Below are 11,904 nucleotides of genomic sequence, written 5' to 3' on the forward strand. Positions count from 1 at the left end.
GCTACGGGAGCGCGTCTCCGGAGCGGCGCGTCACGGCGCTCAGACCGTGGCGACGGCCTCGTCGAAGGTCAGGCGCGGGGAGCGGGGGAAGAAGGCGTCGGCGCCGGGCTTGCCGACGTTGATGGCCAGGAAGGACTTCTGCTTGCCGTCGCCGAAGAAGTCCTTGTCGACGCCGGTGAAGTCGAAGCCGGTCATCGGGCCGGCGGCCAGGCCGGCGGCGCGGATGCCGAGGATCAGGTAACCGGCCTGCAGGGTGGCGTTCTGGGTGCCGGCGACCTCGCGGACCGCGGCCTCGGCGAAGAAGGTGTCCTTGATGCCCGGGGCGTGCGGGAAGAGCTGCGGCAGCTTCTCGTGGAAGTCCAGGTCGACGGAGAGGATCAGGGTCAGCGGCGCGGCCAGCGTCTTCGGGCCGTTGGCGCCCATGGCGTGGTTGACCAGGCGCTGCCGGGCCTCCTCGGAACGGACCAGGGTGATCCGCAGCGGCGACTGGTTGAAGGCGGTCGGGGCGTACTTGACCAGGTCGTAAATGGCCTGGATCTGCTCGTCGGTGACCGGCTCGTCCGTGAACGTGTTGGCGGTCTGGGCCTCGCGGAACAGGAGGTCCTGAGCGGCGGCGTCAAGGGCGAGAGACATAAGGGCACCTCGGTTGGGTCGGCTGGGCTTTCATCAGGTCTGCGGAAACCACTGTAAAGGGGATAGGTTAACTTTCAACTAAAACTTTGTGGATTGTGATCGGGTTCACATGTGGCGCTCCAGGGCGGCAGGCATCCCCTGCGCGGGCCCGGCCGTCCGCCGCCCGCTCCCTGCTCCCCGCTGCCCCCCGCAGCTCCGCCGCTACGCGTCCCCCGGCGACTCCGCCAGCGCCGCGTCCAGCCGGGCCCGCGCGCCCTCCAGCCAGTGGCGGCAGACCTTCGCCAGCTCCTCGCCGCGCTCCCACAGCGCCAGCGACTCCTCGAGCGTCGTGCCGCCCGCCTCCAGGCTGCGGACGACCTCGATCAGCTCGTCCCGCGCCTGCTCGTAACCGAGCACGGATGCCACCTCGGGCTCCGCCCCGGCCTCCGTGCCCCGTTCGGCGTCCGTCATGCCGTCCACCACGCCGTCCGTCGTCGCCGTCTTCGTCTTCGCCATGTCTTTCCTGTCTCCCACCCTATGAGTCCGTTGCGTCACTGTCCGCCGCGGTGGCGACGACGTCCGGGACGCCCGTCACCCGCACCCGGAATTCGCCCTCGGCCACCCTGGCGCGCAGTGCATCGTCCGCGCCCACCTCCTGCGGCGAGCGCACCGCCGTCCCGTCCGCCTTCTGCAGCACCGCATAGCCGCGCTCCAGCGTCGCCTTGGGGGAGAGCGCGACCACCCGCGCCAGGGTGTGCGCCAGCTCCGAGTCGGCGCGGTCCAGCAGATGCCCCAGCGTCCGCCGCCCGCGCTCCAGCAGCGCGGTGATCTGCTCCTCGCGCTCCTCGACCATGCGCTGCGGCCGCTGCATCGACGGCCGCTGCAGCGCCGCCGCCAGCCCCCGCTCCTCCCGCTCCACGAGCCCGCCGACCGCCCGCAGCGCCCGCTCCCGCAGCTGCCGCACCCGGGCCAGCTCCTCGCCCACGTCCGGGACGACCTTCTTCGCCGCGTCCGTGGGCGTCGACGCCCGCAGATCGGCGACCAGATCCAGCAGCGGGGTGTCCGGCTCATGACCGATCGCCGAGACGACCGGCGTACGGGCCGCGCCCACCGCGCGCACCAGCTGCTCGTCGGAGAACGGCAGCAGATCCTCCACGCTGCCGCCGCCGCGCGCCACGATGATCACGTCCACCTCGGGCAGCGCATCGAGCTCCTGCACCGCCTCGATCACCTTCGGCACCGCATGCACGCCCTGCACCGGCACATTGCGCACCTCGAAGCGGACGGCCGGCCAGCGGTGCCGGGCGTTCTCCAGGACGTCACGCTCGGCGGCGCTGGCCCGGCCGCAGACCAGCCCGATCAGCTGCGGCAGGAACGGCAGCGGCTTCTTGCGGTCCGCCGCGAACAGCCCCTCCGCCGCCAGCGACTTCTTCAACTGCTCCAGCCGGGCGAGGAGTTCACCGACCCCGACGGGCCGGATCTCGGCGGCCCGCAGCGACAGCTGGCCGCGCGGGGCGTACCACTCCGGCTTGGCGTGCACCACCACCCGGGCGCCCTCGCTGATCACGTCGGCCACCTTGTCGAAGACCTGGCGGTAGCACGTCACGCTCAGCGAGATGTCGTACGAGGGATCGCGCAGCGTCAGAAACACCACCCCCGCGCCGGGCCGCCGCGAGAGCTGGGTGATCTGACCCTCGACCCAGACGGCGCCGAGGCGGTCGACCCAGCCGCCGATGAGCCGGGACACCTCGCCGACCGGGATCGGCGTTTCCGCAGACGTTGAGACAGCCATACGAGCGAGAGTAGCGGCGGCCACTGACAGTGCCGGTCCGGCGGCGGTCAGTCCCGCGCCGTGCGGGCCCGCGCCCGGCCCCCGTACTGCACCGCCAGCACCACCAGCCCCACCGCCAGCCAGATCCCGCCCACGGCCCGAGCCGTCGCTGACGCCTCCACGATCACCGCGACCACCACCGCCAGCCCCAACAGCGGCACCACCCCGTGCCGCAGCACGTCCGGCGCCCCGGCCCGCCCCCGCCCCCGCACCAGGAACCAGCCGATCACCGAGGCGTGCAGCAGCGCGAACGCGGTCAGCGCCCCGACGTTCACGACCGACGACAGCCGGTCGAGCCCGTCGTCCCGGCGCGCCGCCCACACCGCCGCCACCAGCGTCACCACGGCCGCGCCCAGCAGCGCCCGCCGCGGCACCCCGCTGCCCGCGTCCACCTTCGCCATCGCCCCTGGCAGCCGCCGGTCCCGCGCCATCGCGAACAGCAGCCGCCCCGCCGCGGCCTGCCCCGCCAGCGCCGCGAACGCCGCACCGACCGCCTTGCTCACCGCCACCAGGTCGTGCAGCCACCCGCCGACCGCCGCATCGACCGTCACGTAGAAGGCCGCGCCCTGCTCACCGGGCCTCGCCGCCAGCTCGCCCGCCGTCATCGGGGCGAGCAGCGCCGCCAGATACGTCTGCACGGCGAAGAGCACACCGGCCACCACCAGGCATGTGAGCACCGCCCGCGCCACCCGCTCCGCCCCGCCCTCCCGTCGCCCACCACCACCCTTCCCGGGACGCTCCCCCGGACTTCGTCCGGCGCGCGGCGCATCTTTTGCCTCCTCCGCGAACGACGCGATCGCATCGAAGCCCAGGTAGGACAGCACCGCCACGGACACCGCCGACAGCACCGCAGTGCCCGAGAAGCCGCCCTCCCCGGTCAGCGGCACCGCCCAGCCGCGCTGCGCACCGTGCACGGCCAGCTCCACCACGGCCGCCACCACGAACACCGCCAGCACCACGATCTCCAGCGCCAGCACCGCGAACCCCACGACCGCCGCGACCCGCACACCCCACAGATTCAGCAGCGCCGTGACGGCCACCGCGAGCGCCGTCCACACCCACTGGTGCACCGACGGCACCAGCGCATGCATCGCGATCCCGGAGAAGAGATACGCCACCGCCGGGATCAGCAGATAGTCCAGCATCGCCATCCACCCGGCGACGAACCCCGCCCCCTCACCCAGCCCCACCCGGGCGTACGTATAGACCGACCCGGCCCCCGGCGCGACCCGCACCATCTGCGCGTAGGAATACGCCGTGAAGGCCATCGCGAGGGTCGCGACGACATAGACGAGGACGACCGCGCCGTGCGACCTGGCCTGGAGGGTGCCGAAGATCCCGACCGGCGCCATCGGGGCGATGAACAGCAACCCGTAGACGACCAGATCCCGGAACGTCAGCGTCCGCCGCAGTTCCCCGGTCTCCCCGGTCGTGCTCCCGCCCGCCCCGTTGCCCGTGGTGAGGCCGATCGCACCTGGCATCCGTCCTCCTTCGTACGTCCTTGCCCAGTGTGGGCCCCCGGGGCGATCCGACGGCGGCGACGCACGCCCTACGATGGATCCCATGACTTCCTCGCCCCGCCGCAAAGTTCTGCTCGCCGCCCCCCGTGGCTACTGCGCGGGCGTGGACCGCGCCGTGATCGCCGTCGAGAAGGCCCTGGAGCAGTACGGCGCGCCGGTCTACGTACGCCACGAGATCGTGCACAACAAGTACGTCGTCAAGACCCTGGAGAAGAAGGGCGCGATCTTCGTCGATGAGACGGAGGAGGTGCCCGAGGGCAACATCGTCATCTTCTCCGCGCACGGCGTCGCCCCCGTCGTCCACGAAGAGGCCAAGCGCGGCAAGCTCGCCACCATCGACGCCACCTGCCCGCTGGTCACCAAGGTCCACAAGGAAGCCGTACGGTTCGCCAACGAGGACTACGACATCCTCCTGATCGGCCACGAGGGCCACGAAGAGGTCATCGGCACCAGCGGCGAGGCGCCCGACCACATCACCCTGGTCGACGGCCCCGGCGACGTCGAGAACGTCGAGGTCCGCGACCCCGACAAGGTCGTCTGGCTCTCCCAGACCACCCTCTCCGTCGACGAGACCATGGAGACCGTCGACGCCCTCAAGGGCCGCTTCCCCAACCTCCTCTCGCCGCCCAGCGACGACATCTGCTACGCCACCCAGAACCGCCAGATCGCGGTCAAGCAGATGGGTGCCGAGGCCGACCTCGTCATCGTCGTCGGCTCCAAGAACTCCTCGAACTCCGTCCGCCTGGTCGAGGTGGCGCTGGGCGCGGGCGCCCGCGACGCCCACCTGGTCGACTACGCCGAGGAGATCGACGAGGCCTGGCTCGAAGGCGTCGGCACGGTCGGCGTCACCTCCGGCGCCTCGGTCCCCGACATCCTCGTCCACGGCGTCCTGGACTGGCTCGCCGCCCGCGGCTACGAGGACGTCGAGACCGTCAAGGCCGCCGAGGAGTCCATCACCTTCTCGCTGCCCAAGGAACTCCGCCGCGATCTGCGCGCCGAAGCCAGGGCGGCCACCGAAGGCTGAGCGCGGCCGGGGTCCCGCGATTCGAGCGGCCGCGACCGCGATTCAAGGGGTGAGCGGCCGCCCGCACGCCTAGCCTTTTCCCATGAGGGTCTTCGGTGTGGACATCGGCGGATCGGGCATCAAGGGTGCCCCGGTGGATCTCGACCGCGGCGATCTCGCCGACGAGCGCTACAAGGTACTGACCCCGCACCCGGCCACCCCGGAGGCGGTCGCGGACTGCGTCAGGCAGGTCGTGGACCACTTCGGCTGGTCGGGACCGGTCGGCGCCACCTTCCCGGGCGTGGTCACCGGCGGCACGACCCGTACCGCGGCCAATGTCGACCAGGCCTGGATCGGCCTCGACGCCGCGGCCCTGCTCAACGGGCGGCTCGGCGACGGCACCCGGGTCACGCTGCTCAACGACGCCGACGCGGCCGGTCTCGCCGAGATGCAGTACGGCGCGGGCCGCGGCCGCACCGGCACGGTCATCGTGCTCACCCTCGGCACGGGCATCGGCAGCGCCGTCTTCAACGGCGGCCGGCTCGTCCCCAACACCGAGCTCGGCCATCTGGAGCTGCACGGCCACGACGCCGAGACACGCGCCTCGACCAAAGCCAAGGAGGACGCGGAGCTGAGCTGGCCGCACTGGGCGCGCCGGGTACGCAAGTACCTCGCCCATGTGGAGATGCTCTTCTCGCCCGAGCTGTTCGTGATCGGCGGCGGGGTCAGCCGCAAGGCGGACAAGTTCCTGCCGCTCATCGAGGGCATCAGGGCCGAGATCGTGCCGGCCCGGCTTCAGAACAATGCGGGGATTGTGGGCGCCGCGATGGCTGCCCATGCCGGTCGGGCTGCTGTGCCACCTCGCGCGGACGGTGCCCCGTCCCGCGCCCCATCGGCCCGATCGGCTGTGGACTCACCGGTCGGCTGGCCCGACGCTGCCCGATGATCATCGCCTTGCGGAACAGCGCCACCAGCGCGCAGATCAGGGTGCCGGCGTAGAGCCAGGGCGCATTCAGCGCGAGGATCGTGAAGATCCCCATCAGCATCCCGCCGAATCCGTCCGGCCCCCGCTGGATCGGCAGCGCCCCCAGCGCGAACGCGATCGGCAGGGCGACCGGCGCGGCGATCAGGTCGTACGGCCGTACCCACAGCGACGCACACGCGCTGACCAGCAGGAAGAACACGCCGTACGGGGCCTGCGCGGCGCCGAACAGCAGCCGGTCCAGGAACGCGAAGACGACCAGCGCGAGGGTGGCCAGCAGCCAGCAGCCCAGGCCGGTGAGCATGGGCCGCGGCATCCGTCGCAGCAGCTTGGCCAGCGGGGCGGGCGGTGGTGGCCGCCGGGGCCGGACGCGGTACACGGTCGCGGTCTCGCCGACCGGCGGCGCCGTGGCCTCCGCGGGCCGCGGCAGCCGGGCGTCGGGCCCCGTCGCGGTGGCCCGGCCGCTTCGGGACGGACTGTGCTGGTACCTGCGCGCTTCGTGTTGCTCCACTCGCCAACGGTAGGCCGCGAAGTGGGATTAATTGCTCGCAGGACACGCGCTTTGGGTGAGCCGGGCGGTCCGTTCGGTGGACGCGCGGGGTGTCCCGCTCCCGGTCCGGGCGGCCACCCGCCCGCCGGCCCGCGCCCCGCCCCGTAGACTGGTGGATCGGCCCTCCCGGGACCCGGTCCCGGAACGGCTGCCCACCCCACCACCTCTCCCTTGGGAAGTCGAGTCGCCACCGTGTCGCTCACGATCGGAATCGTCGGTCTGCCGAATGTCGGCAAGTCGACCATGTTCAATGCCCTGACCAAGAACGACGTGCTGGCGGCCAACTACCCGTTCGCCACCATCGAGCCGAACGTCGGTGTCGTCGGCGTCCCCGACGCCCGTCTGGCCAAGCTGGCCGAGATCTTCGACTCGCAGAAGATCCTCCCGGCCACCGTCGACTTCGTCGACATCGCGGGCATCGTCCGCGGCGCCTCCGAGGGCGAGGGCCTGGGCAACAAGTTCCTGGCGAACATCCGCGAGTCCGACGCGATCTGCCAGGTCATCCGCGCCTTCAAGGACGAGAACGTCGTCCACGTCGACGGCAAGGTCTCGCCCAAGGACGACATCGAGACCATCAACACCGAGCTGATCCTGGCTGACCTCCAGACCATCGAGAAGGTCCTGCCGCGCCTCCAGAAGGAGTCCCGGATCAAGAAGGACGTGGCCCCGAAGGTCGCGGCGGTCGAGGCCGCCAAGGAGATCCTGGAGAAGGGCGACACCCTCTTCTCCCAGGGCATCGTCCAGGGCTCCGGCAAGGAGGAGCTCCTCCACGACCTCCACCTCCTCACCACCAAGCCGTTCCTCTACGTCTTCAACGTCGACGAGGACGAGCTGACCGACGAGGACTTCAAGAACGAGCAGCGCGCCCTGGTCGCCCCCGCCGAGGCGATCTTCCTCAACGCCAAGCTCGAGGCGGACCTCGCCGAACTCGACGAGGACGAGGCCCTCGAACTCCTCCAGTCCGTCGGCCAGGACGAGCCCGGCCTCGCCACCCTCGCCCACGTCGGCTTCAACACCCTCGGCCTGCAGACCTACCTGACGGCCGGCCCCAAGGAAACCCGCGCCTGGACCATCAAGAAGGGCGCCACCGCCCCCGAGGCCGCGGGCGTCATCCACACCGACTTCCAAAAGGGCTTCATCAAGGCCGAGGTCATCTCCTTCGACGACCTGGTCGAAACCGGCTCGGTCGCCGACGCCCGCGCGGCGGGCAAGGCCCGCATGGAGGGCAAGGAGTATGTGATGCAGGACGGGGACGTGGTGGAGTTCCGCTTCAACGTGTGAGCGGATGAACGCACGCCACGTCGGCGACGTGGCAATCACGCAGTGCAGAGGGGTCGGCTCTTAAGGGAGCCGGCCCCTTTTCGTTCGCCGGACGGCCTGGATTTCCCGCGAACCGAAGCGGGGTCGCGCCCTTTGAAGCGCGGCCCCCTTTCCGCTTCCGTTTCCTTTCCCTTCCCTGAGCCGATTCGGCGGGCAAACGGGTGACCGCGCAGCGGCTCCCGTGACCCGGCCGGGGGGAATTCTCGTTGCCCTCTCGGAGAGAGCAGCGAAGGGACCACCGATGACAGTGCCCTCAATGCCGCCTGGGGGAAAGTCATATGAGTCCTCGACGGGCTTTCGCGGCGCCGGACGGCCCGCAGGGCGTGCCCGGCACTTCCCTACTCCATTTGGCCGCCGCGGGCTTGCGAAAGGCTGCAACCGTGGTCCGACACGGGCACAAAGGGCGCGAAATCCCAGAATGCCTACTTTTAGTGTGTATATGCTCACATTAAGTAGTCGTCAGGGCTTCATGCACAGGTAATGAAGGGTCAACGGTTCCATGCGCAAAATTCAGCAACTCGCGGTCGTCGTCGCAGCGGTCGCCGGTGTGTCCACCCTCGGTGCCGGCGTCGGTTTCGCCGACGCTCCCGAGCTCCAGGGCTCGTTCCATGGTCCGCAGGCCACTGCATGGGCGACTTCGCAGTCCGCTGCGGGAGCCACCGCGCAGGGCGGCTCGCCGTACTCCCCGCACATCGCCCCGCAGGCCGTCGCGCCGCAGGCCCCGCAGCAGCCCGCACCGCAGGTCATGGCTCCGCAGCCGGCTCCCCAGCCCGCGCCGCAGGTGCTGGCCCCGCAGCCCGCGCCTCAGGTGATGGCTCCGCAGCCGGCTCCCCAGCCCGCGCCTCAGGTCATGGCTGCGCAGCCGGCCCCGCAGGCCTCCGGCATGGACGAGCAGAAGAAGGAGAAGCACATCGACCTCCGCCAGAAGACCTCCTGCCGGTCGCACGACCTGAACGTCAACATCCTCGGGACGGTCGGGATCCTCAACGGCGCGCTGGGCAACGCGATCAACGGTGAGGGCCACCCGGGCAAGCAGGGCACCCGCCAGGGCTCGAGCATGGGCTGCAACAACACCGCCCTCGCCAAGTAACGGAAAAGGGGTCCCGGCGTCGCGGCCACAAGCCCGGCGCCGGGACCCGTTTTTCGATGTTCGTCAGGGTCCGGGCGCCGGGCCTGTTCGCGGTGCACGGCGCCCGGCCACCGATCACAAAGGAACGCACCACATGTTCAGTCGGAACAAGATCGCAGCCCTTTCGGGGCTCCTGGGCGGCCTCGCCATCACCTGCGCCGGCGTCACCCAGGCGTACGCCGGAGGGCCTGTGGGCGACTGCACCCGCTCCCCCCTCGGCAACCGGGTCTGCATCCAAAAGGGCCAGAACGTCTACAAGAGCAAGAACGGCACCTACATCATCCGGCAGTCCAAGGACTGCTCGACGATTTCCCGGCAGCGCGTGCTCTGGCCCGAAAGCGGTCTGCTGAACAGCGTCGGTGCGACCACGAAGATCGGGCCCGCCATGAATTGCTCCAACAAGGCGCACCTGCCCAAGCACTTCAAGCTCCCCCACATCGGGCTCTGAGCCCCGGGCATCGCATCGCCGGACCGCGCTGATCCCGAGTCCGGCACCACCGCTCCACGAGGATGCGGACCACCCCGCGCTCCGGCGGTTGTACGGGTGACCACTCCTCCGCGATCTCCGGCCCCGGCCGGGGCTCCTGCTCCCGTCGAGGAGCGCAAAGGGCCCCGCGCCGGGGCCCGTGCGTTGCACCGGCGCCGCGCGTCCCGCGCGGCACCGTCAGGAGGAAATGCGAGAGGTCGCGACCGACAGCGACCGGACGGGCCGTGCGGGCGTTCCCCGGGCGGCGCTTTCGTATGTGGCGAGAGTCCGACGTGCCCCGTGCCGTCCGGCGGCCTTCAACTGATGTGCCATCGACGGCTGTTGGTGCCCAGGTCCTGACATGCCGCGGGGCGACGGCGGAGAGCCTCGCCGTCGCCCCGGAGGTGGCGGATCCCCGGTACCGGGGCCGCCTGACCTGGCCGGGCCTCCAGGTCGCTGACCGGGCCTCCCCGAGAGTCCTGTTCAGCGGCCTTTCGTCCCGGCCGGTAATCGGACGGACGCCCGCTACCGGGCGCTGCCGAAGGGCAGAAGAATGGGCCGCGGCGCCGAGCCTGTGGCTCGGACACCGGGGCCCATTTCCGTCACTTGTCGAAGGCGCTGTTGTTGCAGCCCATGCTCGAGCCGATCTTGGTGTCCTGCGCGCCCGGGGAGCCCTCGCCGCCGAGCAGGTTGCCGCCCAGACCGTTCGCGATGCCGACCTCGCCGAGGATGTCGACGTTCGTGTCGTGCGATCTGCAGGAGCTGCCCTGCTTGATGTCGAACGTGGTGCTTTCCTTCCCGCCGCCGTACTTGCCGCCGTCGGCGTGGGCCGTGCCGGCGCCGAGGAGGGCGACGCTGCCAAGGGCGGCGATCACGACGGCGGCCTTGCGAAGCTTGCGCATTTCTTCTCCGTTGGATTGAGCGGATGCGATCAGTAATTGATCGGCTTCGTACGGTCACCAAAGGCTAATGCGAAATATCCTGCAATCACACGGTGACGCGCCGAATTTCCCTGAGGTCCCTGAATCGAAGTGGCGCCGGCTCCGAAATGCCCCGCACCGCGGGCGAGTCGGGGCGGCGGTCGACTGCGGCGGGCGCAGGCGCTCCGCCCAACACCCTTACCCGCGAACGGCGAAAGCCGCAGTCGTCGTCGACGTCCACCCTCGTGGTCTTCCCCTCCGGCAGGCGAGAAATCATCACATTAATGTCTTTGTCCTCCTGTTGCCCACTACCTCACCATCTGCACCCTTCCGTCCCTCGTTGACCGTTGCCCGGCGCGCTGCGGGCGCAACGCCACCTGTGGGCGAGGTGCTTCGACGGCACGAAAAAGGCCCCGGCATCGAGCCGTGAGCTCGATGCCGGGACCCGGTCCGGCTGTTCAGGCGTTGAACGGCGCTCAGAAGGCGCTGTTGTTGCAGCCCATGGACGAGCCCATCCTGGTCTCCTGCGCACCCGGGGAGCCCTCGCCGCCAAGGGCGTTGCCCAGCAGGCCGTTGAGGACGCCGACCTCGCCGAGGACGTCGACATTCAGGTCGTGCGACCGGCACGAGCTGCCCTGGTGGATGGTGAAGTTGCCGTCCTTCCCGCCGCCGTACTTGCCGCCCTCGGCGTGGGCCGTGCCGGCGCCGAGGAGGCCGACGCTGCCGAGAACGGCGGCCACGACTGCAGCCTTGCGAAGCTTGCGCATTTCATCTCCGTTGGATTGGGCGGATGCGATCTGTGAACGATCGACTTCGTTCAGTTACAGGAGGCTAATAGGAAATATCGGGCAACTCGCGTAGCGACGCGCCGAATTCCGTGACCGCATGCGGACGGGCCCGTCGAGGTGCGTCCTCGACGGGCCCGTCCGCATGCGGTGCATGGCGCTGCTGTCCCAGCGGTCTTACCTGGCGTGGGCGAACGCGTTGGTCTGGCTGTTGGTCTGGCTGTTGGCCTGCGTGCACGTGGTGCCCCGCGTCTCGGCGGCGGCGAGCACGGCGATCGGGAGGTTGGCGTCCAGCAGGTTCTGCGGGCTGCACTCCTGGTACGGGCGGAAGAGGTTGTTCTGGTCCTGCAGACCACCGCCCTGCGGGGAGGCCTGCGGGGCGGCATCCGGTGTGATCTGCGGGGAGAGTTGCGGGTTGATCTGAGGGTTGAGCTGCGGGTTGACCTGCGGGGCGGTCTGCTGCGGGGCGCCGCCCTGCTGCGGACCGGTCTGCTGCGAACCGGAAGCGTGCGAGGTGGCCTGCGAAGCGGACCAGGCGGTGGTCTGGGGGGTGTCCGGCTGCGAACCGGTGGTGCCGCTGTACCCGATGGGAGCGTCTGCATTGCCGACGCCGGCACCGATGGCGGACAGGCCGCCTGCCGCCGCGAAGACGAGCGCGACCTGGTGAAGCTTGCGCATGGAACCCTCGGCCCTTCATTGCCTGTGCATGGAAAACTGAATTGCGTATTGCGGTCTTGTCTGCGCTGACAGTGGTAATCCCGGGGTCTCATGCCCTGCGTACCCCGT

The 11,904-nt window shown here is 70.3% G+C and carries 12 protein-coding genes and 1 pseudogene; 5 read left to right on the forward strand and 8 right to left on the reverse strand.

What is annotated here, in order from left to right:
• Positions 1-39 precede the first annotated feature (39 nt).
• The 4 genes from AC5677_RS25070 to AC5677_RS25085 form a co-directional block, all read right to left on the reverse strand.
• Positions 40-633, reverse strand: a complete 594-nt coding sequence (locus AC5677_RS25070) for a malonic semialdehyde reductase (RefSeq protein ID WP_497190176.1) — start codon at positions 631-633, stop codon at positions 40-42.
• A 201-nt stretch (positions 634-834) separates the two neighbouring features.
• On the reverse strand, positions 835-1,128 hold the full coding sequence (locus tag AC5677_RS25075; protein ID WP_497190177.1) for an exodeoxyribonuclease VII small subunit: 294 nt from the start codon (positions 1,126-1,128) through the stop codon (positions 835-837).
• Between the two features lie 19 nt (positions 1,129-1,147).
• Positions 1,148-2,404 carry an exodeoxyribonuclease VII large subunit gene (gene xseA / locus AC5677_RS25080; protein WP_497190178.1) on the reverse strand — a complete coding sequence of 419 codons (1,257 nt, stop codon included), beginning with the start codon at positions 2,402-2,404 and terminating at the stop codon, positions 1,148-1,150.
• A gap of 47 nt (positions 2,405-2,451) precedes the next feature.
• Entirely contained in the window at positions 2,452-3,924 is a 1,473-nt protein-coding gene (locus AC5677_RS25085; protein WP_497190179.1) for an APC family permease, read from the reverse strand.
• Between the two features lie 73 nt (positions 3,925-3,997).
• Between AC5677_RS25085 and AC5677_RS25090 the strand changes: the two genes are divergently transcribed.
• Together AC5677_RS25090 and ppgK are read left to right on the forward strand one after the other, a co-directional pair.
• Positions 3,998-4,987 (forward strand): 4-hydroxy-3-methylbut-2-enyl diphosphate reductase, encoded by a 990-nt coding sequence (locus AC5677_RS25090; RefSeq protein WP_497190180.1) that lies wholly within the window; start codon positions 3,998-4,000, stop codon positions 4,985-4,987.
• 82 nt (positions 4,988-5,069) lie between these two features.
• Positions 5,070-5,912, forward strand: a complete 843-nt coding sequence (ppgK, locus tag AC5677_RS25095) for a polyphosphate--glucose phosphotransferase (RefSeq protein WP_497190181.1) — start codon at positions 5,070-5,072, stop codon at positions 5,910-5,912.
• Between the two features lie 61 nt (positions 5,913-5,973).
• On the opposite strand, the pseudogene AC5677_RS25100 reads toward ppgK, so the two are convergent.
• A pseudogene (locus tag AC5677_RS25100) lies at positions 5,974-6,264 on the reverse strand (DUF6542 domain-containing protein); the annotation flags it as partial.
• 426 nt (positions 6,265-6,690) lie between these two features.
• Between AC5677_RS25100 and ychF the strand changes: the two are divergent.
• The 3 genes from ychF to AC5677_RS25115 all read left to right on the forward strand — a co-directional run bounded on the left by ychF (position 6,691) and on the right by AC5677_RS25115 (position 9,395).
• Entirely contained in the window at positions 6,691-7,779 is a 1,089-nt protein-coding gene (ychF, locus tag AC5677_RS25105; RefSeq protein WP_497190182.1) for a redox-regulated ATPase YchF, read from the forward strand.
• Between the two features lie 538 nt (positions 7,780-8,317).
• Entirely contained in the window at positions 8,318-8,908 is a 591-nt protein-coding gene (locus AC5677_RS25110; RefSeq protein ID WP_497190183.1) for a hypothetical protein, read from the forward strand.
• A gap of 133 nt (positions 8,909-9,041) precedes the next feature.
• The gene (locus AC5677_RS25115; protein WP_497190184.1) at positions 9,042-9,395 is read left to right on the forward strand and encodes a hypothetical protein; all 354 of its coding nucleotides are present in this window, start codon (positions 9,042-9,044) and stop codon (positions 9,393-9,395) included.
• A gap of 620 nt (positions 9,396-10,015) precedes the next feature.
• Here the strand turns inward: AC5677_RS25115 and AC5677_RS25120 are convergent.
• The 3 genes from AC5677_RS25120 to AC5677_RS25130 form a co-directional block, all read right to left on the reverse strand.
• Positions 10,016-10,315: a hypothetical protein gene (locus AC5677_RS25120; RefSeq protein WP_497190185.1), complete on the reverse strand. Its 300-nt coding sequence runs from the start codon at positions 10,313-10,315 to the stop codon at positions 10,016-10,018.
• A 494-nt stretch (positions 10,316-10,809) separates the two neighbouring features.
• Positions 10,810-11,100, reverse strand: a complete 291-nt coding sequence (locus tag AC5677_RS25125; RefSeq protein ID WP_497190186.1) for a hypothetical protein — start codon at positions 11,098-11,100, stop codon at positions 10,810-10,812.
• 195 nt (positions 11,101-11,295) lie between these two features.
• On the reverse strand, positions 11,296-11,796 hold the full coding sequence (locus AC5677_RS25130; RefSeq protein WP_497190187.1) for a hypothetical protein: 501 nt from the start codon (positions 11,794-11,796) through the stop codon (positions 11,296-11,298).
• Positions 11,797-11,904: the final 108 nt, after the last annotated feature.

The sequence above is a fragment of the Streptomyces sp. JLSY215 genome, assembly GCF_059682825.1.

Coding starts and splice junctions, on each gene's coding strand:
- AC5677_RS25070 (WP_497190176.1), bottom strand. CDS start 633: ATGTCTCTCGCCCTTGACGCCGCCGCTCAGGACCTCCTGTTCCGCGAG.
- AC5677_RS25075 (WP_497190177.1), bottom strand. CDS start 1,128: ATGGCGAAGACGAAGACGGCGACGACGGACGGCGTGGTGGACGGCATG.
- xseA (WP_497190178.1), bottom strand. CDS start 2,404: ATGGCTGTCTCAACGTCTGCGGAAACGCCGATCCCGGTCGGCGAGGTG.
- AC5677_RS25085 (WP_497190179.1), bottom strand. CDS start 3,924: ATGCCAGGTGCGATCGGCCTCACCACGGGCAACGGGGCGGGCGGGAGC.
- AC5677_RS25090 (WP_497190180.1), top strand. CDS start 3,998: ATGGATCCCATGACTTCCTCGCCCCGCCGCAAAGTTCTGCTCGCCGCC.
- ppgK (WP_497190181.1), top strand. CDS start 5,070: ATGAGGGTCTTCGGTGTGGACATCGGCGGATCGGGCATCAAGGGTGCC.
- AC5677_RS25110 (WP_497190183.1), top strand. CDS start 8,318: ATGCGCAAAATTCAGCAACTCGCGGTCGTCGTCGCAGCGGTCGCCGGT.
- AC5677_RS25115 (WP_497190184.1), top strand. CDS start 9,042: ATGTTCAGTCGGAACAAGATCGCAGCCCTTTCGGGGCTCCTGGGCGGC.
- AC5677_RS25120 (WP_497190185.1), bottom strand. CDS start 10,315: ATGCGCAAGCTTCGCAAGGCCGCCGTCGTGATCGCCGCCCTTGGCAGC.
- AC5677_RS25125 (WP_497190186.1), bottom strand. CDS start 11,100: ATGCGCAAGCTTCGCAAGGCTGCAGTCGTGGCCGCCGTTCTCGGCAGC.
- AC5677_RS25130 (WP_497190187.1), bottom strand. CDS start 11,796: ATGCGCAAGCTTCACCAGGTCGCGCTCGTCTTCGCGGCGGCAGGCGGC.